Consider the following 21,291-nt stretch of genomic DNA (forward strand, 5'->3'; position numbering starts at 1 on the left):
TGGACGTCTCCCGTATCGGTTTGGGCCTGGTATCGATGTCCTACGCCTACACCGGAGCCGGCACGGACGACGCCGAGTCGATCCGCACGATCCACCGGGCCCTGGAATTGGGCGTCACTTTCCTCGACACCGCCGAGGTTTACGGCCCCTACATCAACGAGGAACTCCTCGGTAAGGCACTCAAGGGCCGCCGCGACCAGGCCGTGGTGGCAACAAAGTTCGGCATGATCTCGCACGGGGGCGGCGGGGCAGGACAACTCGACAGCAGCCCGGCCAACATCCGGACCGCAGTCGAAGGCTCGCTCAAGCGGCTGGGCACCGACTACATCGACTTGTACTACCAGCACCGGTCGACCCGAACACGCCCATCGAGGACACGGTCGGAGCGCTGGCCGAACTGATCACCGAGGGCAAGATCCGCCACATCGGCCTGTCCGAGGCCGGACCGGAGACGATCCGCCGCGCCCACGCCGTGCATCCCATCGCTGCCGTCCAGTCGGAGTACTCCCTGTGGACCCGGCACCCGGAGGCAAAGGTGCTGCCCCTGCTGCGCGAGCTGAACATCGGCTTCGTGCCCTACTCGCCCCTGGGGCGGGGATTCCTCACCGGGCAGATCCGCTCGACCAGCGGCTTCGACGAGACCGACCTGCGTAAGAACAACCCGCGCTTCACCGGCGAGAACCTGCAGCGTAACCTGCGTCTCGCAGACGAGGTCCAAGCCGTTGCCGCCGAAGCGGGTGCCACCCCGGCGCAGATCGCACTGGCCTGGTTGCTGACCCGGGGCGACGACATCGCTCCAATCCCCGGCACCAAGCGCGTGGCACGCGTCGAGGAGAACACCGCCGCCGACGCCGTGCAACTGACCGCCGAACAGATCGAGAAGCTCGACAACCTTCCTCCCGCTGTCGGCGACACCCACGACGAAGCCGCCATGCGACTGTTGGAGCGGTGACCTCAGCCCCGGCTGTGACCGCACACTCACGGACACGTCCGTGTCGCTTACGCAGGGACGGCATCGCTCTCAGGACTTGTTCCTGCCCGAGTTGAGGATGCGGTCCGCAGCGGCCACCTACTCGGTGTTCCCGTGCCCCTCCCGCTGGCTTTCCTCCCACCCGGGGGCCTTTGTCGGTCGGCCAGCCGAACGTCGCCGAGCGGTTCGATGCGCAGCGTGCAGATGCGACACCGCGCCTGCACGCTGCGCATCACGGGGCCGCCAACCTCCAGGATCGGCAGGTGCCGGGTGACGGCGGCCATGGTGTCGCTTCTCGTTCGATCTGGCGACGCTGGTGTGGGTTGACCTGCGGTTCGCCAGCGTTCTCGACTAGGCGAGGCAGCCCGACACGCCGCGCTCGACGCATCGGGAGAACACCATTCCTCGCCGCTTTCAATGAGACCGCGCCATCCATCGCAGCCGAGGAGAGGTCAGAAACCGAAAGAGTTGAACGGTTCCGGGTCGACGCGGAGGACACGGGCGACGTCGGTTACAGCACCGGGCCGGTGGGCACGAATGCGTCCTGCGCCAGCCAGCACCGCAGCAGACATGCCGCCCAGGTACAGGGAACCCAGCGCCTGGATGTCCATCGTGAGGTCCGGTCGCATGGCCGTGCGAGTGCAGGTCGCACCCTCGGGGGAGACTGCCAACCGCCATACGCCGACGTTTCGCGGGCACATGCTGTCGGCCTCGATCGCGAACGTCAGCTCAGCGGTGGTGTCGTAGGCGCGTGCGGTCAAGGCGCCTGGCAGGTCGAGGATGCGGAGCCACAGGTTGTCGGACTGCCGGGTGATCCGCATGGCCCGTGGATTGCGCAGCATCCAGCGCAGTGGTTCGTCGGTCGGTCGGGACGGCGCGATGATCTTGCGGGTGAGGTCAAAGTCGGCCAGAAGCATCCACATTGCCCGATATGCATCCGGCGTCAAGGCTTGGAACTCGTCGACGACGAGCGTCCCGGTGTGTTCCGGTGATGGCGACCACGGGAGCCGGAAGTTCGCGACGCCGTCAAGGTCGCCGGCGGCGTCACGATGTACCAGGTACCGCATCGGCCCGTCGGTGCCGGCGGCCTCATCGGACAGGCCGTCCCACCGGTCCGGCTGAGGGGTGAGCTCGCCAATCTGGAGTTGCCGAATCTGCTCCTGGATCTGCGGCCACGCCTGCCGCGCTGCCGCAGCGTCTACCAGCTCCAAGGATCCCGCTGGAAGTTCGGAGTCGATGAAGCGGGCGTCGCTGCGCTCCAACTCCCAACGGCTGCGCATCGTCGCCGGGAGGAACCCGAAACGTCCGTAGATGCCGCCCTCACTTGCGCTCAGAGCGGCCAGAGGTTCGCCACGCTCCAAGGCTTCATCGAACATCGCCTGCATCATGCCGCGCAGGAGCCCTCGCCGCCGGTGGGTCGCGATTACGCCGGTTGCCGTCACACCGCCGAAGGGGACAGCACCCGGGCCCGGCACGGTGATGGCCAGCGAGAGCATCGCCGAGCCGCCCACCAGCTTTCCGTCCACGAAGGCGGCCTGAGGATGGAAGTGGTCATCCATCACCTCATCGGCCCAAGCCTCCAGTTGCTGCTTGGTGGCCGGCTTTCTCGGCGGCGGCCAAGCTTCCGGGCCGCCGTGCCACGAGGCCGGTGCGGGCTCCCAGTTCGGCAGCCCGTTGGCGTACGGCAGCACCTTGAGGTAGTCGACTGCCTCGGATCGTTCGACAGGCCGGATCTCGATTTTCACAGTCCGCATCTTTCAGCTCGCCCGGCCGCCGAGGCAACGAAGATTCGGCACCTGTCCGGTTCATCGGCACCCCTGGCACGACGACGGGAACCGCACTGGTCGAACGACCATCCCGGGTGCGCCAGTTCACCTGAGAACCGACACCACTCGCCAACTCGGCTACGAAGCGAAACATGCACCGCACCACGATTATCGGATTGCTATTAACGATAATCCGATAATCGACCGGCACATAAGGGGACAAACCACACAGACATCATAATGACAGTTCTTGTGCGTAAGGGTTCAGGTTGGTGTGACAGGCGGTCATGGCAAGTGACGGGAAGAGCCGCTAGGCCCGGGTGTTCTCGGCTTCGCCCTGTGAAGAGCGGCCCGGAGGAAGGGTTCGGGCCAGGGCCGCGGTTTCCGGGTGGTCTGCGCCCAACACCCGCTTACGACGGTGAAAGGTGTCCTCGTCGAGAGCCTGCGCCTCGTGGAGACTGCCGTGGCGGCGAAGGATGGCGGCAAGGATGGCGGCCGCGTGCAGGGTGCTGCGGTGGTCGGGGCCGAGCATGCGTCGCAGCTCGGTGAGAGCGTGGCGACCCAACGTCATCGCCTCTTCCAGCTCTCCGAGATTCGCAAGGTCGCGCGCGAGTTGGGAGATCGTGATCAGGGTTTCCGGATGATCATGACCAAGTACGGCGGTGCGGCGTTCCAGGGTCTCGTGGTGGAGAGCCTTCGCGGCTTCGTGTTCACCGAGTTCGGAATATCGGTTGGCCAGGTTGTCGGCGGAACGGAGAGTCTGGGGATCATCGTCGCCGAACACGCGCCGCAGGCGAAGGAGAGTGTCCTGGTTCAGCTGTCGGGCGTCCTCGTATCTCCCGACGTCGGCAAGGGCCCTGGCACAGTTGGCGGCCGACAGCAACGTCTCCGCGTTGTCGGGACCGAACAGGCGTTGCAGGCGGGCAAGGGTGTCCATCTCGATGGCCAACGCGTCGGAATGTGCCGGGGGAAGCGTCGCCGACTGACGCCGGGCTGCCCTCAGGACATCCAGGTCGTCGTCGCCCAGAGACCGGGACCACCTCTCGCGGGCGGCCCGGGCGAGCCCGTTCGCTGATGCGCCCTTTCCGGATAGCTCCAGGTAGCGGGCGGCATCCAGGACGACATCCCGATAATCCTCGCTGCCCACCTCGGCGGAGTCCGGCGGCGGCAGTCGTAGATGGACCTCGACGTGAGCCGTCAGGGTGGACCACGCCGGCCAGAGCGCCAACTCGGAGGGGTCACCGGGTCGGTTCGCGGCGAGCAGGTCACCGGACAACTGCCACTGCCTGCTGCGCTTAGCCGGACCGAGCAGATCGCGCACCACCGCCGCCGTCGTGCGGTGCACCACGAGCGACCCGCCGTCCGAGTCGAGCCGCACCAGGCCGAATTCCCGCAGCCGTCCCACCGCTGACCTCAACGTGACCGCCGAAGCCTTGGCGGGGGCGCCCGGCTGCCGCGCCTGCGGCATGCGAGAAAGCCAGGTGACGGGAATGGGCTCCGAGCCGAGGAGCGCACACAGATCCAGGATGCTGACCGCGAGCGCGTCCTCAACCTTGAGACGTTCGACGGAGAGCGCGACCACCGCGGCCAAAGACAGTTGGTATCCAACCGGTCTGCCCTGGCCAAGGATCTCCATCGCGTGTGCCTCGATCGCCTCGACGTACTCCCGCGGCCCCATGCCGGTCGCCACCATGAACCCCGCGGCCTGGGCTACCGCCAGGGGCAGATCGCCGACCGCGTCCGCGACTCTGTCCGCGTCCGACGGGCTGATCCCGCTCAGCTGAGCCGCCAACAGGGAAACGGACTCCGCCCGGGTGAAAACGTCCACTTCGATCAACGCTCCCAGCTGATTCCAGTGATTGGCCCGTGAGGTGATCAACACTTGGCCCGCACCATCGGGGATGGCCGGTGACGCGAGCTCGATTCCCGGCATGTTGTCGAGCACCACCAGCCAACCACTGTGGCTGCGCAGCCAATCGAGAGCCTTCCCGGCGGCATCCTTGGCCAATGTTCCCTCGGTCGCCGCACCCACGTCCACAGCCAGGGTGGCCAGTTGCTCGACCACCAGTGGAGGCTGTTCGGCGTCGATCCACCAGATCACGGAGAAGCGGTGTTGGAATCGGTGCGAATATTCGATCGCCACACTCGTCTTGCCGGATCCACCAATGCCGTGCAGGCAGACCACGGATGCTGTCGGTCGCCGTTGAAGGTCGTCCAGAATCTGTTGTCGGCCGGTGAACAACGGATTCCGCTTCGGCATCCGGCGCGGGCCAGGCTGATCGCAAGGCGGCTGGGTGGGCTGCTCGGTCGCTGCGAGGCCGGCGGTGTCGGATACACGGCGCGGCCACAGCAACGCGACCTCGAACCCGACACACACCAGGGTGACGAGGCCCAGGGTCAACCACGGGTTCTGCCGCACCAGATCGAGGACTCTCGGCCATCGCTGTTGGTCGGATGCGGCGTTGGCCGCGAGGCCGCCGAGCGCGGCCAACAGCGGCACACCGGCTACGACCCATCCGGTGGAGCGGCGACCCTCTGCACCCATGGACGAATCCCTTCGCCGCATCGTCCCTTCCATCCAACTCCACGTCGCGCCTGCTGTCACGGATGGTTCACCCGCCCGTCCGCCCTAGGATCGCCTGATGTTCCAGCCGACCTATCCGATCCACACCCCGCGGCTCACCCTGCGACCGGTCACGATCGACGACCTCGACGACGTGTACGCGTACCAGAGCCGGCCCGACGTCGTGCGCTGGATGCTCGGCGCCGAGCCGCGTACCCGCGAGCAGTCCCGGGCGTCGGTGCTCGCCATGGCGGGTGAGGACGCGTGGCGCGCGGAGGGCGACTGCCTGACGGTGGCCGTGGTCGACGGCACCGGGGTGATCGGGACCGTCGAGCTGGTGTGGCGCAGCGAGCGTGACCGTACGGCTGAGGTCGGGTACGTCTTCCATCCCGATCATGGCGGTCGCGGCCTGGCCACCGAGGCCGTCGCGGCGCTCGTGGACTGGGGGTTCGACGAGGTCGGGCTGCACCGGGTCTTCGGTCGTTGTCACGCCCGCAACGAGGCGTCCGCCCGTTTGATGGCCCGGCTCGGGATGCGTCAGGAGGCCCACCACGTGCAGAGCTACCTGTTCGATGGACAGTGGGCTGACCAGCTTGTCTTCGCCGTCCTGGCCCGGGAGTGGCGGTCCCGGGCCTGACGCCTCTACGTGCGGCCGTACGCGGCGCGGGCCTGGGCCACCTCGGCGGCCTCGCGTTCACGCCACCGTCGCTGGGCTTCCCGGTTGCAGGCCCGGCAGACCCGGCGGTAGCGGCCGGTCGCGGCGTCGAGTTCACGGTCGTGGCCGTTGCGGCACTGTGCCGCCTGTGACCGGGTTCGGCAGGTCTCGGAGCGGCTGACCTGGCGCAGGTGCGTCGGCTCGATGCAGTCGGGGGCGCCGCAGGTCTGGTCGACGTCGAGGGTGGGGTCGTACCCGCCGACGAGGACCACGAACGCGGCGATGTGCGCCCAAGCGCGGCCGGCGACCTTCTGGTGGACCCCGCGTCGCGGCCCGTAGCCGTGCACGACGAGGCAGCCGTCGTCGGTGCGGTGCGAGCGCTCCAGTAGGTGCGCGCGCAGCGACTCCTCGGTGTGGTACCGGGACAGACCCTTCACCGCGGACAGCACGCCGACACCGTACCCGGACGCGCTGTGGCAGTCGATCACCACAGCGCGCGCGGGTCGGGTCGCGTCTCAGCCCTGGCGGCCGAGCCACTCCCGGTAGGCGGTGGGTGCGATGACCGCGTCGTCGGAGGCGATGAGGACGTCGCCGGCGACGGCGGCGAACATGCCAGCGCTGTTGTCGGTGGTGACGGTGCGCTGGTCACCGCGGGCGGCGAGGGTGATCCGCCCCAACTCGTCGAGGGCGAAGACGTCCGGCCCGGCGACGTTGCGGACACCCTGGAGGGGCGCGCCCATGCTGACCTCGGCGACGGCCTGCGCCACGTCCGCGGCGGCCATCGGCTGCACGGGGGTGGCGGGCAGGCGGACGGTGTTCTCGTCGGCGGTCCAGGACAGGATCGCGTCGACGAACTCGAAGAACTGGGTGGCCCGGACGATCGAGTACGGAATGGGACCGGCCTTGAGGATGTCCTCCTGGAGGGTCTTGGCGCGGTAGTAGGCCAGGTCGGGCACCTGGTCGACGCCGACGATGGAGAGCACCACGGCGTGGCCCACGCCCGCGCGGTCGGCGGCGGCCAGCAGGGTGTCCATGGTCGTCTGGAAGAACGCGGGGGAGGCGTCGTCGAAGGTCGGCGAGTTCGTCAGATTGACGACCACGTCGGCGCCGGTGAGCGCGTCGGACAGGCCCTGCCCGGTGAGGAGGTCCACCCCGGTGGACGGCGAGAGTGGCACCGCCTCGTGACCAGTGGCCTGCAAGATCTTGACGACCTGTGACCCGATGAGGCCGGTTCCGCCCAGTACGGCGATCTTCATGCCCATGCACCTTCCCGTGACTGTGGGGTCGTTCGTCCGGCCGCTGAGGCGCAACCAAACGCGGACCTCTCCTGTCCGAGAACTATACTCGGACAGGATGAGTCCGAGTAATGGGGTGGCTAGGGTGACGCCATGAAGATGTCCGGCGGGGTCGAGTGGGCGCTGCACTGCTGCGTGGTGCTCATGGTCAGCAGCACACCCGTCCCTGCGGCCAAGCTGGCCGAACTGCACGACGTCTCCAGCAGTTACCTCGCCAAGCAGCTCCAGGCCCTCGCCCGCGCCGATCTGATCCACTCCGTGCAGGGCAAGTCGGGCGGCTACGTGCTGACCCGCGCACCCGAGAGCATCACCCTGCTCGACGTCGTCCGGGCGGTCGACGGTCCCGGTCCGACCTTCGTCTGTACGGAGATCCGCCAGCGCGGCCCCTTCGCGACGCCGGCCGACGCCTGCACCACGCCGTGCCCGGTCGCCCGCGCGATGTGGGCCGCCGAGGACGCCTGGCGCCAGGCACTCGGCGCGGTCACGATCGCCGACCTCGCCCGTGACGTCGACGTCGACTCCGGCCCCGAGGCCCTGGCCGGCATCCAGACCTGGCTGACCGGCGGAGCCGGCTGAACCTGGCTGACCGGCGGAGCCGGCTGCGCACGGTCAGCCGGTGTGGCGTACCTCGGTGTCCCAGATCTGCGCCCACGGACGCCGCAGCCCCCGGCACACCTGGATCGGGCCGCCGTTCTCGTCGTTGTCCACCTCGGCCCGCTGGTCCACCCGCCCGGCGAGCGTGCACTCCTCGAACCAGGTGTTCAGCTGGTCGGGACGCTCCCAACCGACGGCGATGACGACGTCCGCGTCGGCCGGCGGCCGGCCGAAATCGGCCATGCTGTTGTGTCCTGAGTACGCGCGGGGGAGGCCACGGGCCGGACCGTAACGAGCCAGCGCACCGGCCTCGCCGTAGTTGCCGGTCAGGACGACCGCCCCCGCGCGCTCCTCGGCGGGCAGAACACGATGGACGGCCGCAACCGAGTCGGCGAACGCCGGCCAGCCGATCGTCTCCCCGGCGTCGTAGTTGACGTCGACCACGAAACCGGGCAACCGTTCGGCCGGCAGCACCGGCAGCAGCAGCACCACCGTGGGCAGGAGCAACGGCACCGCGCCCAGCGCGAGCAACCCTCGACGTAACCGGACTGAGCCGCGCGACGCCCACGCCCCGGTGACCACCGCGCCGGCGGCGGTCAGGACCAGCAGCAGTGGCGCGTCGTAGTAGCCCTTGCCGCCGGCGATCAGCACGACGCCGATCACGACCAACCAGGCCCAGCCCACCGCCCGGTACGCCCGCCACTCCGGCCGGCGCAGCAGGGCGACGAGGCCGGCGATCCAGATCGGTACGGCGTACGGGCTGATGATGACGAACTGGAGGACGAACGCGTCGAGGCGGCCGCTGTAGGAGCTGTCACCCTCGGAGATGGAGGCCGCCACGCCGAGCTGGGGGAAGCCGTGCGCCGCCTGCCAGATCAGGTTCGGCCCCGCCAGCAGCGCGGCGAGCGCGGAGGCGGCCAGCACCCACCGGTCGCGCAGCAGCCGACGCGGCCCGGCGATGAGCACCCCGGCGATCAGGCCCACGGCCAGCAGCGCGGGCAGCAGCTTGTTGAGCATGCCCACGCCGAGCGCCAGCCCGATGCCGAGCGCCCAACGGCTGTCACCGGTACGCAGCAGCCGCACCGCGCACCACGCCGCGGCCAGCCAGGCCAACAGGTCGACGGTGGTGGTGCTGAGCAGGTGCCCGCCGGCGAGCACGATGCCGGACAGCGCGGCGAGCACCGCCGCGAAGGTCTGCCCGCCCCGGCCGGCGCCCAGCTCGCGGGCGATGGCGGCGACCAGGAGCACCGCCACGCCGGCCAGCAGTGCCGACGGCGTACGCAGCACCACCAGGTTTCCTGGCGCGATCGTGTCGAGCAGTCGGGCCAGCGCCGGGACCAGGGGGCCCTGATCGACGAAGCCCCAGTCAAGATGTCGGCCGGCGAGCAGGAAGTACAGCTCGTCGCGGTGGTAGCCGTAGCGACCGGCGAGCAGCAGCAGCGTCAGGCTGGTCGCGGCGGCGGCCAGCCACCGGCCGAGCGCGCGCGGACCCGACTCCGGTGGCCGACCTGGCGGCGGCTGGGCCGGCTGGTGAGGTCGGTCGATGTCGATCGCGGACTCGCTCACCCGCACATCATCGCCCCCGATACCGCCGCGCGGGTGCCCGGAAGCCTCCGCGTGCAGACGGTGTGACCAGGTGCGAAGATCAGCTTCGTCACTCGGACCGAAAGGACGACATGCGCTATCGCACTCTGGGCGCCACCGGCACGGTGGTGTCGACCCTGTGTCTGGGCACGATGACCTTCGGCGCGGAGACCGACGAGGCGGGCAGCTTCGCCCAACTGGACCGCTTCGTCGACGCCGGCGGCACCTTCGTCGACACCGCCGACGTCTACTCCGCGGGCGTCTCGGAGGAGATCGTCGGCCGCTGGCTGCGGACGCGACCCGACCTGCGGGACCGCCTCGTCATCGCCACCAAGGGGCGGTTCCCGATGGGCCCCGGCGCCAACGACGCCGGCCTGTCGCGGGTGCACCTCAGCCGCGCACTGGACGCCAGCCTGCGGCGGCTCGGCGTCGAGGCCATCGACCTCTACCAGGCGCACGCCTGGGACCCGCTGACCCCGCTGCCGGAGACGCTGCGGTTCTTCGACGACGCGGTCCGCGCCGGAAAGATCCGCTACGCGGGCGTCAGCAACTTCACCGGCTGGCAGTTGCAGAAGGCCGCCCTGCTCACCCAGCACCTCAACCTCACCCCGGTCGTGACCCTGCAACCGCAGTACAACCTGCTGGCCCGGGAGGTCGAGTTCGAACTGGTGCCGGTCTGCGAGAACGAGGGCATCGGCATCCTGCCGTGGTCGCCGCTGGGCGGCGGTTGGCTGACCGGCAAGTACCAGCGCGACAGCACGCCCACCGGCGCCACCCGTCTCGGTGAGAACCCGCAGCGCGGCGTCGAGGCGTACGCCGGTCGTAACGCCGAGGAGCGCACCTGGCGGGTGCTCGACGCGGTCCGTCAGGTCGCCGGGGAACGCGGTGTGTCCATGTCGGCGGTGGCGCTGGCCTGGCTGGCGGCCCGACCGGCGGTCACCTCGGTGATCCTCGGCGCGCGCACCACCGAGCAGCTCGACGACAACCTCACCGCCGCCGACCTGGTGCTCGACGCCGAGCAGACGCGGCTGCTGGACGAGGCGAGCGCCCCGCCGGTCGGCGACTACCCGTACGGCGACGCGGGAGTGCGTCAGCGTGGCCGCGACCTGCCGACCGCGCCATGATCCCGTTTCCTGAGCCCACCGAGGCGGCCGGCAGCCGCACCGAGGTCTTCCTGCGCTACCTGGACTACTTCCGGGAGTCGGTGCTGGCCAAGGTGTCGGCGTTGGACGAGACGGAGCTGCGGCGTAGCCGGCTGCCGTCCGGGTGGACGCCGTTGGAGCTGCTCACCCACCTGCGTCACGTCGAGCTGCGCTGGATCGAGTGGGGTTTCCAGGGCCGGCAGATCGCTGAGCCGTGGGGTGACCGCCGCGGGGACCGCTGGTACGTGGCGCCCGAGCAGACCCGCGCGGACCTGGTGGCGGCGCTGCGCGCGCAGGGTGCGCACACCAGCGCCGTGGTGACGGCGCACGACCTGTCGGAGGTGGGGGCGCCCGGCCCGCGGTGGAACGGCGCCGACCCGGCGTCGCTGGAGCGGGTGCTGTTCCACCTGGTCCAGGAGTACGCCCGCCACCTCGGCCACCTCGACGTGGTTGCCGAACTCGCCGGCGGTCCAACCGGCGAGTGAGGCCGAGGCGATACTGGGGGCATGCCGCTGCTCGTCGCGCCCGCCCTGCCCGCCGGGAGTATCGGCGGCCAGGAGCAACCCCACCTGCCGGTACGCCCCGGACTGGCGCTGCGGGCGTGGCGCGACGACGACGGCCCGTCGGTCCGGGTCGCTTTCAACTGTCCGGCGATCCAGCGGTGGCACGTCCGCCGCCTCGACAGCGACGACGAGGCGCGGGCGTGGACGGCGCAGTGGGCCGGCCGCTGGCGTGCCGAGACGGCTGCCAGCTGGGCGATCGTCGACGCTGACGACCGGCCGGTCGGTCAGGTGGGGTGGCGCGGTGTGCTGCTGGCCGAGGCGTCGGCGCACCTGTCGTACTGGGTGCTGCCCGCCGCGCGGGGTCGAGGGATCGCCACCGCGGCGCTGCGCGCGTTGACCCGGTGGAGTTTCACGCGGGCCGGGCTGCACCGGCTGGCCCTGGAGCACTCGACCGCCAACACCGCGTCCTGCCGGGTGGCTGCGCGGGCCGGCTTCATCGAGGAGGGCGTGGCCCGCGGCTCGGTGCGCCACGCCGACGGCTGGCACGACATGCACCTGCATTCGCGGTTGGCGACCTGAGACTGAACCAGGAAATTGCCCCTCGGCGACGAGAACGCCCTGGTGGTCAGGCAGCCGTAGCCGCACCGGTAGGGGTGCCGACCAGTCCGCGGTGGAGGTGTGTGCCGGCGATCCGGAGCGGCGTCGCAGCTGGTGGACGACCGGGGGCTACCAGTAGGGGCAGTTGCGCCCCTCGCGCACCATCTGCGCGTACTCGGCGCCCGTGATGCGGAGCCGGTCGGTCTTGCTGCCGTCCTTGGCCCGACAGCCATTGATCGGATTGAGGTAGACCCAGGTGTAGGCCGAGTCGTCCGCGCGCCCGGTCACCTCGAACGGCTTGTCGCCGGGTGCCGAGATCACCATCGTCTGGCGTCGTCCGTCGGCGAGGTAGTCCAACTCCAGTCGCCATCGGCAGTGCTGCTTCGCGCTGAGCGCTCGTACCTGAATGACGTTCTTCTCACCCTTGGGCAAGGTGATCTTGTGGGTGGCGAAGAACGGGGCACCGGCTTCGTCGCCACCCCGGTCCTCGACGAGCATCCGGGGATTCGGGCGATCCACGTGTGTCACGAGGACGACCTTCTTGGATTCGCCCTGGGATTCGTTGGGCTCCTTGATCCCGGTGAGTGGGGCGCGGCAGGGCTCGACGAGGACGGGCCGGAGGTCGACGGCCTCGGCTGCCTCGTCCCGGGTGCCGACGAGGGTGATCTCCCAGGTGCTCCGTTCGATGTCGACCGCGCCGGCCTCGACGGCCGGATCGTCCGGACGTGCGGCGTCCAGGCGAGCCAGGTCGGAGCCGGCGGGGTAGACGTAGTCGAGCGAACCCTCCTGCGGATAGGGGACGTGCTTCACGTCCAGGACGACGAGTGGCCCCCGGCCGGCCAACTCCTCGGCCAGCTCGTCCGCGGGCTTCCACTGATTGATCATGCCCAGAACGACGGCGCCGAGCCAGGTGGCGACCGCACCGACCACGATCGTCAGCAGCCAGGTAACGGGACGTTTCCACCAGGCGACGGTTGCCGGCGCGGGCGACGACACCGGGGCCGGAGTGGGGGCCTTACGGCGACGCGGGCGCTTGTTACGTGGACTCATGGACCGGCGTCTCCTGCGTATCGATGGACGTTTTGTTGTCGAGGAGCCGACGGGCCAGCAGCACGGGCAGCGCGACGAGCCAACCCCAGGCCGCGCCGAAACGCAGCGAGGAGGTCAACTGCACGCCCAGGGACTGCCAGGGCGCGCAGCCGGTAGGGGAGTGCGAGACCGCACAGTCGACAAGGACGTCGGATGTCGCGGTCAGCCCGGCCGCGGCGATCGTGGCACCCCAACAGACGACGACGAGCCCGAGGCGGTGCCCGGAGTTCGGCAGGCCGGCGAGCAGAGCCCGCAGCAGGAGCCACAGCAACACCAGCAGGGCGAGGGCGAGCACCGACCTGTGCACCCACAGGTCCATCGACAGGGGATTCGGCTCGATCTCGTGGGTCAGCCGGTACCCCACGTCATCGCGTACGAGTGGCGGCGGCGACAGGGCGGGGCGGTACAGGAATTCCCTGAGCAGTCCCAGGAAACCTCTCCCGGCATAGCTCTCCCACACGGCTCGGGTGCCGTTGATCAGCAGGAGCACCAGCACCGGAAGGACGCCGGCCAGGGCAAGGTTCGCGCTGCGTCCTCGCACGTCGCCGATCAGCGGAACGCGGGCTGTCGGCTCCGGGTCCTCGTCCGTGTCGTCGACCGCGTCCTCTTCCTCGTCTTCGCCTTCGTCCTCGTCGGTCGCTTTGTTCAACCGGTCCAGCAGCAACCTCGCCAGGCTGACGCTACCCACCAGGGATGCGTTCGTGCCTGCCACCAGGCAGCCGAGGAAGAGAGCGTCGGACGTCCAGCCGGCCAGCGTCAGGTGCGCGCTGGCGAGGAGCGTGGAGTGGTCCAGTGCCTCGTTGGCGTACCAGCCGGTGGGGGCGGTGTGGACACGGACCACGAAGGTGGCCCACCAGAGCAGGTCCCCGATCGCCGTGGCGGTGAGGGCGGCGGCCGCGCCGGTCATCGCCGCGATGAACGGGTGCGTCCGCCGCGTGACCAGGCCGCAGGCCAGGTACGTCGACACCCCGATCAAAAGGATCACGACCCAACGGATCTGCGGCGTCACCGCGTCCATCATGGGAGCGGTCATGGGGTCGAGGGGGGCGAAGAAGGCCACACCCTTCACGACGAGCGTCGGGAAGTCGACGGCGGTCCGCGGGATGGTGAACGGCCCCGGCATGGAACGCAGCTTGGCGGTGACCACCAGGTACATCAGGATGGCACCCACCGCGGCGAGCGCGGCGACGACAATCCTGTCTGGCCGGCTCATCCGGCCGGCCTCATCCCGGGGCGGGTCGTCACGCCGTCAGTCTCGCGCAATGTTCGGCTGCGCATAAGCCCGCGGGTCCCCTCTCGGAGTGCTCCGACGACACCTCTCCGCGCACAGCTTCTGGGCACCCTGCAGCGACGGTGGGAGCGTATCCGCGGAGAGGCACTGCCCCGAGGGCGTTCCCTGGCACTCCTCGCAGAAGCGGCAGCAGCATGGACATGACCGGCGCGGTGGCGGAAGAGCACGAAGAGCGGCGGCGACGGCGATGAAGAAGGATCGCGACGGCGGAACGCTCACCGTCAGCCCGGAGTCGTGGCGTGGCTTCGTCGCACTGGCACGCAACGCCGGCTGATCGAGCAGCCCGGCTGACAGCCGCGACCGGAAATCGCCTGGCGGCCCGCGTACCCCCGATGGGAGGGTGAGCGGCATGACAGCCGATGCTCTGGCCGGGGCCCTGGCCGACGACGGACGGCGGCGGGTCTTCGCGGCGATCGTGCTGGGTGCGACCAGCGTCGCCGAGGTCGCGCAGCGGACCGGCCTGGCGGCGCGGGTGGTGCTCACCTGGGTTCGCCGGCTCACCGACGCGGGTCTCTCATCGGCCCGGACGGCGCGCTCGCGGCCGACGAGGCGTCGCTGCGGGCGGCGGCGCGCGACCGTCGCCCGGCCGACGACGCCGACCCGGCGGACGACCCGGTGCTGCGGACCTTCCTGCGCGCGGGCGTCCTGGTGGGCCTGCCGGCACAACGTGGTCGCAGGCGGGTGCTGCTGGCGCACATCGCGGACCGGTCGTTCACGACGGGGACCCGGTATCCCGAGCGGGCCGTCGACGAGGCGCTCAAGCCCTGGTGCGCGGCGGGCGGGTCGGACCACGTCACGCTGCGCCGCTACCTCGTCGACGAGCAGTTGCTCACCCGCGAGCACGGCATCTACCAGCGGGCCTGATCGTCCGCTGCGCGAACCGTCTGGTTCCGGAGCATGTTGCTAGCCTCCGTGCATGACCTCGTGTACGCCCGCCGACGGCCCACCCGACCTGTTGTTCCTGCTCTCCTGGGCGAGTCACGCGTTGCAGACCGAGCACGCGGCGGGTCTGGCCGAGTTGGGCATCTCGCCGCGGGCGCACTACGTGCTGGCGCAGGCCAGCACCGGGGAGCTGACCCAGCGGGAGATCGGCGAGCGGTGCGGCGTGGACAAGACGACCATGGTCGTCACGCTCGACCAGTTGGAGCGGGCCGGGCTGGCCGAGCGCCGCCCCGCCCCGACGGATCGACGTGCGCGGCTGGTCGCGGTGACGCCGGCGGGGGAGCGGATCCTGCGCCGGGCGCAGGAGGTCGTCCGGCGCATCCAGGACGAGCTCCTCGCGACCCTGCCCGAGCAGGACCGGGAGGCGTTCCTGCGGGCCCTCGTCGCACTGATCAGCGGACCGTTGGCCAACACCTCCCCGTACGCGCCCGGTGGCCGCTCCGGTTGTTGATCCCGAGAAAGATAGTTCCGAACAAGACTATCTGCTACGGTCATACTCGTTCGTTTCCCTGAACGAGGAGCCGTCATGAGTGCTGCCGCCGTCACCACCCCCACCACCGACTCGCCGCTGCGCCGTCGGGCCCTCGGTGTTGCCATCGCAGTGCTGGCCTGCCTGGCCATCTGGGCGATCGGCGCACTGGCCGGGGTCGACTTCACCGTCGAGAGCCCCGGTCAGCCCGCAACGGTCATCGGGGCGGGCGCGATCGGCGTCGTCGCTCTCGGCGCGTCCCTGCTGGGCTGGGCATCGCTGGCCCTGCTGGAGCGGTTCGCCGCGCGCTTCGCCCGTCCGGTCTGGATCTCGCTGGCCGTCGTGGTGACACTGCTGTCCTTCCTCCCGCTGCTCGGCACCGAGGCCACCGCCGGCGCGAAGCTGACCCTCGGCGCGACACACCTCGCGGTGGCGGTCGCGTTGATCGCCCTGCTGCCGACCCACCGCCGCTCGGAATAATCCGTTGACCGGGCGCTGATGATCGACAGGTGACCGCCACCATCCGACCCACCTGGGCGACCACCACCGTCCAACCCGAACAGTCCGACGCGGCCCGGCTGCTGCGCGAGTACATGACCGAGATGGTGGTCCGCTACCACCACCGCCCGGCCCTGCCCGGCGAGGTCGACGCGGCGCTGGTCGAGATGCCCAGCGACGACCTGACCTACCCGACCGGGTTGCTGTTGCTCGCCCATCACGGCGCCGAACCGGCCGGCTGCGCCGGGCTGCGGTGGCAGCCGGGCTGGGCCGAGTTGACCCGGGTGTACGTCCGTCCCCCGCATCGCGGCGCGGGTGGGGGCGCCGCGTTGCTGGCCGCCGCCGAGGATCGTGCCCGCGCGGTGGGGGCGGACCGGATCCGGCTCGACACCCGCGACGACCTGGTCGAGGCCCGCGCCCTGTACGCCCGGCACGGCTACGTCGAGATCCCGGCGTACTCACGGGGCCCGTACGCCGAGCACTGGTTCGAAAAACGGTTGCGTTGAGCGGTTGACGTCCGACTCCGGTCGCGCTAAATAAAAAGAGGAAGTTGAGTCACCCCGACTCAACCATCACCTTCGGCCAGGAGAACCGAGGAGGCATGACCATGTTGATGCGTACCGACCCGTTCCGCGAGATCGACCGGCTCGCCGAGCAGTTCTTCGGTACGGCGGCCAGCCCGGCGACGATGCACCTCGACGCCTACCGCGACGGAGACTACTTCTACGCCGCGTTCGACCTGCCCGGCGTCGACCCCGACACCATCGACTGCACCGTCGAGCGCAACGTCCTCACCGTCCGCGCCGAGCGTCGCCGACCCGCCGGCGACGGCGTCGAGCTGGTCGCCGCCGAACGCCCGATGGGCACCTTCACCCGGCGACTGTTCCTGGGCGACACACTGGACACCGACAAGCTGGAAGCGGGCTACGAACACGGGGTGCTGACGCTGCGCATCCCGGTCGCCGAGCGCGCCAAGCCGCGCCGGGTGACCATCACCGCCAACGGCGACGGCCGTCGGCAGATCAACGCCTGACCCACGGGATCGACTCAGCCTCGGATGGGATCGGCGCGCCTGCAGGCCGATCCCACCCGAGCTGAGAGCCTTTTTCACATGGTGTCCTCCGACGCTCCGGTGCTCGTCCGCCCCGCCGCCCGGCCCGTCCTACCCGGCGGACCGGTCGACGTCACCGAGGCGTGGCTGCGCAACCGGCGGCTGTCCGAGCACACCCGCGACGCGTACCGGCGGGACGTCACCGGGTGGCTCACCTGGTGCGCCGGCCGCGACGTCGACCCGCTGCGGGCCACGTTCCTGCACGTCAACGAGTACGCCCGAGCATTGGAGTCCACCCTCGGGGCGCGCAGCCGTCGCCCACTGACCCCCGCCACCGTGGCACGTCGGCTCTCCGCGCTGTCCAGCTGGTACGACTTCCTCGTCAAGCTCGGCGGGGTGCCGGCGAACCCGGTCTCCGGCGCGGATCGCCCCCGCGTCGACCGGGACCACTCGGCCACCGTCGGGCTCACCCCCGAGGAGGTGGACGCCCTCCTCGCCGCCGCCGACGCGGACACCGGCCCGACCGCCGTACGCAACCGGGCGGCCATCGCGCTCCTCGCCGACCTCGGCCTGCGCGTCGGCGAGCTGATCTCGCTGGACCTGACCGACCTCGGCACCGAACGCGGCCACCGCAGCGTGCGCTTCGTCGGCAAGGGCGGCAAGCAGCGCCGCCGCGCCCTCACCCCCGGCACCGGGTACGCCGTGGACGCCTACCTGGCCCAACGGGCCGCCGCCACCGGCGTGCCGGTGCCGCAGCTCACCGGGCCACTGCTGGTCACCGCCAGCGGCGCCCGCCTGGATCGGCACTCGGTGTTCCGGATGGTCCGCCGCCTCGCCCGAGCGGCCGGGATCCCGGCCTGGGCGAGGCTGTCCCCGCACTCGCTGCGGCACGCCTTCGCCACCACCGCCCGCTCCGAGGGCGTGCCCCTGGAAGACGTGCAGGACGCCATGGGGCACGCCGACCCACGGACCACCCGCCGCTACGACCGCGACCGGCACAACCTCGACCGCGACCCGGCGTACGTGGTGTGGGCGGCGCGGTCACGCCGCCGCGGCTGAGCGTCGCACCCGCCTTCTACGGTCGGCGGATGAGACACGGTCTGGAGATCTCCTGCGGTGGCGCCTCGCTCGCGGTGTCCACCCTCGTCGAGCTGGGTGAACTCGCCGAGCACGCCGGCTGGGACGGGGTGTTCCTGGAGGACTATCTGATCCACTACGACGGCGACGACCCGTCCACCTACGACCCGTGGCTGGTGCTCGCCGCGATCGCCGGCCGCACCAGCCGGGTGCGGCTGGGCACCACGGTCACCGCGCTGCCCCGGCGCCGCCCGGCGAAGCTGGCCCGCGAGGTGCTCACCCTCGACCACCTCAGCGCGGGCCGCGCCATCGTCGCCGTCGGCGTCGGCGACCCCGGCGACCGGGGCCTGACCGCCTTCGGCGAGCAGACCGAACCGGCCGTGCGGGCCGCGATGCTCGACGAGGGCCTCGACCTGCTGACCGGCCTGCTCAGCGGCGAGCGGATCAGTCACCAGGGCACCCACTACCGCGCCGATCAGGTGGCGCTGCGACCGCCACCGGTGCAGTCGCCCCGGGTGCCGGTCTGGGTCGGCGGCAGCACCCAGGCCGGCGCGGTACGACGCCGGGCGGCCCGCGCCGACGGCATCGTCCCGTACAAGCTGACCGACACCGCCGGCTGGTCCGACTTCACCCCCGACGAGGTGCACGAGCTGGTGGACGCTCTGCCGCCGACGCGCGCCGACGGCCAACCGTTCGACGTGGCGGTCGGCGGTCGACGCCGTCGAGCCGACGAACGTGCCGAACGGGCCTACCTCGGTGAGCTGGCCGCGGCCGGCGCCACCTGGTGGCTGGAGTTCGTGCCGGCCGACGATCCGGCGGCGATGCGCGCGGCGGTCGCCGGCGGCCCCCTGCGCTGACCGCCGGCTCTCCCTAGCCCGTGCCGGCCGTTCAGCAGAGCAGGTCCAGGTGGTGGTGGGCGTCCTCGGCGATCTCCTCGTGCCGCAGCCACCGCCGCGCCCCACAGCCGGGCGGCCAGCTCCGCCTGCTCGTCGCCCCACGCGGCGTGCTCGACGAGCAGGGCGGCGGTGAGCGCGTACGGCAGGCGCAGCGCCAGGCCGCGAGCACCGGCCAGCACCGCGGCGGCGCCCAGTTCGGCGGTCACCGCGGTGATGGTGTCGCCCAACTGCGCGGCGGCGGTGGCCAGGGTGTCGGCCAGCGCGGGCGACAGCGGCCGGGCCAGGTCCACGGCGGCGGCGAGCCGACTCAGCAGCGGCGCCCCGGCATCCTCGCGGGTCAGCGCGCGCAGCACGTCCAGGGCCAGCACGTTGGTGGTGCCCTCCCAGATCGGCAGCACCTGCGCGTCGCGCAGCAGCCGGGGCACGCCGGTGTCCTCCACGTAACCGGCCCCGCCGAAGCTCTCCACGTACTCGCTGGCGGAGCCGACGGCGAGCCGGCCGGTGGCGAGCTTCGCCAGCGGCGCCACGATGCGCAGCTCGGCCGCCGCTGCCGGGTCGGCGCCGACCTCGATCCGTCCGAGCAGCGCGAACGCGTGCCCGGCCAGGGCGAACGCCCCCGCCGCGTCGACCGCGAGGGTGCCCAGGGTGGCCCGGTGCAGCGGCGAGGACGCCAGCGCGCCGCCCGCGACGTGCCGCACGTCGGCGTACGCCCGGGCGTAGGCGAGACCGCGGCGCATCCCACCGGCCGCCGCGGCGGCGTTGTGCACCCGGGTCACCACCACCAGGGTCATCGCCCGGACCAGGCCGGGCACGCCGGGTCGCCCAGTGGCACGGCGTACGCGTCGTGCAGGCCGATCTCGGCGGTGGGCAGCGCGCGGGTGCCGAGCTTGTCCTTCAGCCGGTGCACGGTGACGCCCGGCGCCGGCGCGTCGGCGGCGGCCCCGTCGGCCAGGGGTGAGTCGGCCGCGTAGCGGGGGACCAGGAAGGGGGCGAGGACCCGGCTGCCCCGCCCGGCGCCCTCGGGTCGGGCCAGCGCCACCGCCATCGCCGCGTCGGCGGCGGAGCAGAACCACTTCTCGCCGGTCAGCCGCCACGACCCGTCCGCCGCCGGACGGCCGAGGGTGCTGGAGCGGCCCAGGTCGGAGCCGCCCTGCGACTCGGTCATCCACTGGCCGCTGGTGATCGCCGTGGCCGGGTCGGTCGAGACCAGCCGGGGCAGCCACGCGTCGCGGACCCCCGCGTCGACGTCGGGAAGACAGAGCAGCGCCGCCGCCCCGTCGGCCATGGCCACCGGACAGGAGAACGTCGCCGACTCCGGGCCGTAGAGGTGCAGCAGGGCGTGCTGTACGACCCGCGCGGCGGCGCCCCAGGTGCCGCGCGCGTCCGGGAGGTAGGGCAGCGCGACCACGGCGTGCCGGGCCGCGGCGGCCCGCTGCGCCTGCCAGCCGGCGGACGTGTCGATGCGGTCGATCCGCGCGCCCCACGGGTCGTAGCGGACCAGCGTCGGCGGGTGCGCCTCGGCGTCGGCGTGCGCCGCGCGCAGCGGCCCGGTGACGTCGGCCGCCAGGTCGGCGAGGCGACCCTTCGCGGCGGCGTGCCCGCCCGGGCCGAGGTGACGCTCCAGCCAGGACCGCAGCAGGGTGTCGTCGGCGTACGGATCGGCGGGAGGTGGTACCGGCTGCACGAAGCGGTTCATCGATCGGCTCCCTGGCACTGCTCGGGGGTGTGCGCCGACGGTAGACGATCCGCGGCCGGTCCGAACAGGGCGCACCCGCGTACCGGCCGGACCCGATTTTCCGCTTGTCGTGATTCGGCGCGACGGTGTTCTCTACGGTCGGTAGTCGTGGGTGCCGGCCAGTCGTGGAGTCGACCGGCCCGGCGGACCCGTCCGATGCGCACCGGGCTGGCGTTCGCCGGGTTCGGCGTGGCGTTGTGCTGCGTCGGGGTGGCCGGGCTGGCCGCGTGGAACCTGCAGACGGTTCGCGGGGCCGCCGGCCCGATCCGGGAGACCGCCGACGGTTTCCTCAACGAGGTGGCCGTCGGGGACACCACCGGCGCGTACGACCGGTTGTGCAAGGACGCGCGCAGCCGGTGGAGCGCGATCGGCTTCACCAGTTGGGTGCGTACCCCGCCGATGGTCACCGACTACGAGATCACCGACGTGTCGGTGGCCACCAAGGGTGGGCGACCGCACGGCACGGTGACGGTGCGGTTGAGCCGTGACGGCGGGATCAGCGAGGAGCGTCGCCTGCCGGTGGTCCGCGAGGGCGGCGACTGGCGGGTGTGCGGTGACCCCTTCTGAGCCGCCG

At 71.3% G+C, this 21,291-nt stretch carries 22 protein-coding genes and 2 pseudogenes; 15 read left to right on the plus strand and 9 right to left on the minus strand.

The window, feature by feature from the left end; translation table 11 throughout:
- Window positions 1-35: 35 nt before the first annotated feature.
- Window positions 36-952 (plus strand): annotated as a pseudogene (locus JNW91_RS03590) (aldo/keto reductase).
- Between the two features lie 470 nt (window positions 953-1,422).
- Here the strand turns inward: JNW91_RS03590 and JNW91_RS03595 are convergent.
- Together JNW91_RS03595 and fxsT are read right to left on the minus strand one after the other, a co-directional pair.
- A complete protein-coding gene (locus JNW91_RS03595; RefSeq protein ID WP_203173516.1) occupies window positions 1,423-2,715 on the minus strand; it encodes a GNAT family N-acetyltransferase in 1,293 nt (430 codons plus the stop codon).
- A 331-nt stretch (window positions 2,716-3,046) separates the two neighbouring features.
- Window positions 3,047-5,281 carry an FxSxx-COOH system tetratricopeptide repeat protein gene (gene fxsT / locus JNW91_RS03600; protein WP_203173517.1) on the minus strand — a complete coding sequence of 745 codons (2,235 nt, stop codon included), beginning with the start codon at window positions 5,279-5,281 and terminating at the stop codon, window positions 3,047-3,049.
- A gap of 97 nt (window positions 5,282-5,378) precedes the next feature.
- Here fxsT and JNW91_RS03605 point away from each other — a divergent pair, with 97 nt between their 5' ends.
- Entirely contained in the window at window positions 5,379-5,936 is a 558-nt protein-coding gene (locus JNW91_RS03605; RefSeq protein WP_203173518.1) for a GNAT family N-acetyltransferase, read from the plus strand.
- Between the two features lie 5 nt (window positions 5,937-5,941).
- Here JNW91_RS03605 and JNW91_RS03610 read toward each other — a convergent pair whose 3' ends face one another.
- Complete coding sequence (locus JNW91_RS03610; RefSeq protein WP_203173519.1) at window positions 5,942-6,403, minus strand: HNH endonuclease; 462 nt, start codon at window positions 6,401-6,403, stop codon at window positions 5,942-5,944.
- A 66-nt stretch (window positions 6,404-6,469) separates the two neighbouring features.
- Window positions 6,470-7,210 (minus strand): SDR family oxidoreductase, encoded by a 741-nt coding sequence (locus tag JNW91_RS03615; protein WP_203173520.1) that lies wholly within the window; start codon window positions 7,208-7,210, stop codon window positions 6,470-6,472.
- 132 nt (window positions 7,211-7,342) lie between these two features.
- On the opposite strand from JNW91_RS03615, the gene JNW91_RS03620 reads away from it, so the two are divergent.
- Window positions 7,343-7,825, plus strand: a complete 483-nt coding sequence (locus tag JNW91_RS03620; RefSeq protein WP_203173521.1) for an RrF2 family transcriptional regulator — start codon at window positions 7,343-7,345, stop codon at window positions 7,823-7,825.
- A gap of 33 nt (window positions 7,826-7,858) precedes the next feature.
- Here the strand turns inward: JNW91_RS03620 and JNW91_RS03625 are convergent, their stop codons facing one another.
- Window positions 7,859-9,409 carry a glycosyltransferase family 39 protein gene (locus JNW91_RS03625; protein WP_203173522.1) on the minus strand — a complete coding sequence of 517 codons (1,551 nt, stop codon included), beginning with the start codon at window positions 9,407-9,409 and terminating at the stop codon, window positions 7,859-7,861.
- Window positions 9,410-9,519: 110 nt separating this feature from the next.
- On the opposite strand from JNW91_RS03625, the gene JNW91_RS03630 reads away from it, so the two are divergent.
- The 3 genes from JNW91_RS03630 to JNW91_RS03640 are packed head-to-tail and all read left to right on the plus strand — an operon-like array spanning window position 9,520 to window position 11,651.
- Window positions 9,520-10,551 carry an aldo/keto reductase gene (locus JNW91_RS03630; protein ID WP_238424297.1) on the plus strand — a complete coding sequence of 344 codons (1,032 nt, stop codon included), beginning with the start codon at window positions 9,520-9,522 and terminating at the stop codon, window positions 10,549-10,551.
- On the plus strand, window positions 10,548-11,054 hold the full coding sequence (locus JNW91_RS03635) for a mycothiol transferase (protein WP_203173523.1): 507 nt from the start codon (window positions 10,548-10,550) through the stop codon (window positions 11,052-11,054). Before JNW91_RS03630 ends, JNW91_RS03635 begins: the two co-directional genes overlap by 4 nt.
- A gap of 21 nt (window positions 11,055-11,075) precedes the next feature.
- A complete protein-coding gene (locus JNW91_RS03640; RefSeq protein ID WP_203173524.1) occupies window positions 11,076-11,651 on the plus strand; it encodes a GNAT family N-acetyltransferase in 576 nt (191 codons plus the stop codon).
- A gap of 147 nt (window positions 11,652-11,798) precedes the next feature.
- Here JNW91_RS03640 and JNW91_RS03645 read toward each other — a convergent pair whose 3' ends face one another.
- Entirely contained in the window at window positions 11,799-12,719 is a 921-nt protein-coding gene (locus JNW91_RS03645) for a hypothetical protein (protein ID WP_203173525.1), read from the minus strand.
- The gene (locus JNW91_RS03650; protein ID WP_203173562.1) at window positions 12,706-13,971 is read right to left on the minus strand and encodes a hypothetical protein; all 1,266 of its coding nucleotides are present in this window, start codon (window positions 13,969-13,971) and stop codon (window positions 12,706-12,708) included. The genes JNW91_RS03645 and JNW91_RS03650 overlap by 14 nt, the downstream gene beginning before the upstream one ends.
- A gap of 99 nt (window positions 13,972-14,070) precedes the next feature.
- Here JNW91_RS03650 and JNW91_RS03655 point away from each other — a divergent pair.
- The 8 genes and pseudogenes from JNW91_RS03655 to JNW91_RS03690 all read left to right on the plus strand — a co-directional run.
- A pseudogene (locus JNW91_RS03655) lies at window positions 14,071-14,193 on the plus strand (XRE family transcriptional regulator); the annotation flags it as partial.
- Window positions 14,194-14,664: 471 nt separating this feature from the next.
- Window positions 14,665-14,913, plus strand: a complete 249-nt coding sequence (locus JNW91_RS31785) for a DUF2087 domain-containing protein (protein ID WP_309244209.1) — start codon at window positions 14,665-14,667, stop codon at window positions 14,911-14,913.
- Between the two features lie 52 nt (window positions 14,914-14,965).
- Window positions 14,966-15,442 carry a MarR family winged helix-turn-helix transcriptional regulator gene (locus JNW91_RS03665; protein WP_203173526.1) on the plus strand — a complete coding sequence of 159 codons (477 nt, stop codon included), beginning with the start codon at window positions 14,966-14,968 and terminating at the stop codon, window positions 15,440-15,442.
- Between the two features lie 75 nt (window positions 15,443-15,517).
- Entirely contained in the window at window positions 15,518-15,940 is a 423-nt protein-coding gene (locus JNW91_RS03670) for a DUF6069 family protein (protein ID WP_203173527.1), read from the plus strand.
- A 29-nt stretch (window positions 15,941-15,969) separates the two neighbouring features.
- Window positions 15,970-16,464, plus strand: coding sequence for a GNAT family N-acetyltransferase (locus JNW91_RS03675; RefSeq protein ID WP_309244210.1), 495 nt, complete (start codon window positions 15,970-15,972; stop codon window positions 16,462-16,464).
- Window positions 16,465-16,565: 101 nt separating this feature from the next.
- A complete protein-coding gene (locus JNW91_RS03680) occupies window positions 16,566-16,991 on the plus strand; it encodes an Hsp20/alpha crystallin family protein (protein ID WP_203173555.1) in 426 nt (141 codons plus the stop codon).
- Window positions 16,992-17,069: 78 nt separating this feature from the next.
- Window positions 17,070-18,068, plus strand: a complete 999-nt coding sequence (locus JNW91_RS03685; RefSeq protein ID WP_203173528.1) for a tyrosine-type recombinase/integrase — start codon at window positions 17,070-17,072, stop codon at window positions 18,066-18,068.
- Window positions 18,069-18,097: 29 nt separating this feature from the next.
- Window positions 18,098-18,943: an LLM class flavin-dependent oxidoreductase gene (locus JNW91_RS03690; RefSeq protein ID WP_203173529.1), complete on the plus strand. Its 846-nt coding sequence runs from the start codon at window positions 18,098-18,100 to the stop codon at window positions 18,941-18,943.
- On the opposite strand, the gene JNW91_RS03695 is transcribed toward JNW91_RS03690, so the two are convergent.
- Together JNW91_RS03695 and JNW91_RS03700 are read right to left on the minus strand one after the other, a co-directional pair.
- Window positions 18,835-19,794 carry an acyl-CoA dehydrogenase family protein gene (locus JNW91_RS03695; RefSeq protein ID WP_203173530.1) on the minus strand — a complete coding sequence of 320 codons (960 nt, stop codon included), beginning with the start codon at window positions 19,792-19,794 and terminating at the stop codon, window positions 18,835-18,837. The two genes, JNW91_RS03690 and JNW91_RS03695, sit on opposite strands and share 109 nt — an antisense overlap.
- A complete protein-coding gene (locus JNW91_RS03700; RefSeq protein ID WP_203173531.1) occupies window positions 19,770-20,678 on the minus strand; it encodes an acyl-CoA dehydrogenase family protein in 909 nt (302 codons plus the stop codon). Before JNW91_RS03700 ends, JNW91_RS03695 begins: the two co-directional genes overlap by 25 nt.
- Before the next feature lie 147 nt (window positions 20,679-20,825).
- Between JNW91_RS03700 and JNW91_RS03705 the strand changes: the two genes are divergently transcribed.
- Window positions 20,826-21,284, plus strand: a complete 459-nt coding sequence (locus JNW91_RS03705) for an Rv0361 family membrane protein (protein WP_407664246.1) — start codon at window positions 20,826-20,828, stop codon at window positions 21,282-21,284.
- Window positions 21,285-21,291 lie beyond the last annotated feature (7 nt).

This window comes from Micromonospora parastrephiae, from assembly GCF_016802865.1.
Lineage (GTDB): Bacteria > Actinomycetota > Actinomycetes > Mycobacteriales > Micromonosporaceae > Micromonospora > Micromonospora parastrephiae.

What these genes read in the sequence shown, in the direction of transcription:
- JNW91_RS03685 (WP_203173528.1), top strand. Translation starts at nt 17,070, where the DNA reads ATGGTGTCCTCCGACGCTCCGGTGCTCGTCCGCCCCGCCGCCCGGCCC.
- JNW91_RS03665 (WP_203173526.1), top strand. Translation starts at nt 14,966, where the DNA reads ATGACCTCGTGTACGCCCGCCGACGGCCCACCCGACCTGTTGTTCCTG.
- JNW91_RS03640 (WP_203173524.1), top strand. Translation starts at nt 11,076, where the DNA reads ATGCCGCTGCTCGTCGCGCCCGCCCTGCCCGCCGGGAGTATCGGCGGC.
- JNW91_RS03620 (WP_203173521.1), top strand. Translation starts at nt 7,343, where the DNA reads ATGAAGATGTCCGGCGGGGTCGAGTGGGCGCTGCACTGCTGCGTGGTG.
- JNW91_RS03650 (WP_203173562.1), bottom strand. Translation starts at nt 13,971, where the DNA reads ATGAGCCGGCCAGACAGGATTGTCGTCGCCGCGCTCGCCGCGGTGGGT.
- JNW91_RS03645 (WP_203173525.1), bottom strand. Translation starts at nt 12,719, where the DNA reads ATGAGTCCACGTAACAAGCGCCCGCGTCGCCGTAAGGCCCCCACTCCG.
- JNW91_RS03690 (WP_203173529.1), top strand. Translation starts at nt 18,098, where the DNA reads ATGAGACACGGTCTGGAGATCTCCTGCGGTGGCGCCTCGCTCGCGGTG.
- JNW91_RS03700 (WP_203173531.1), bottom strand. Translation starts at nt 20,678, where the DNA reads ATGAACCGCTTCGTGCAGCCGGTACCACCTCCCGCCGATCCGTACGCC.
- JNW91_RS03615 (WP_203173520.1), bottom strand. Translation starts at nt 7,210, where the DNA reads ATGAAGATCGCCGTACTGGGCGGAACCGGCCTCATCGGGTCACAGGTC.
- JNW91_RS03605 (WP_203173518.1), top strand. Translation starts at nt 5,379, where the DNA reads ATGTTCCAGCCGACCTATCCGATCCACACCCCGCGGCTCACCCTGCGA.
- JNW91_RS03680 (WP_203173555.1), top strand. Translation starts at nt 16,566, where the DNA reads ATGTTGATGCGTACCGACCCGTTCCGCGAGATCGACCGGCTCGCCGAG.
- JNW91_RS03635 (WP_203173523.1), top strand. Translation starts at nt 10,548, where the DNA reads ATGATCCCGTTTCCTGAGCCCACCGAGGCGGCCGGCAGCCGCACCGAG.
- JNW91_RS03670 (WP_203173527.1), top strand. Translation starts at nt 15,518, where the DNA reads ATGAGTGCTGCCGCCGTCACCACCCCCACCACCGACTCGCCGCTGCGC.
- JNW91_RS03630 (WP_238424297.1), top strand. Translation starts at nt 9,520, where the DNA reads ATGCGCTATCGCACTCTGGGCGCCACCGGCACGGTGGTGTCGACCCTG.
- fxsT (WP_203173517.1), bottom strand. Translation starts at nt 5,281, where the DNA reads ATGGGTGCAGAGGGTCGCCGCTCCACCGGATGGGTCGTAGCCGGTGTG.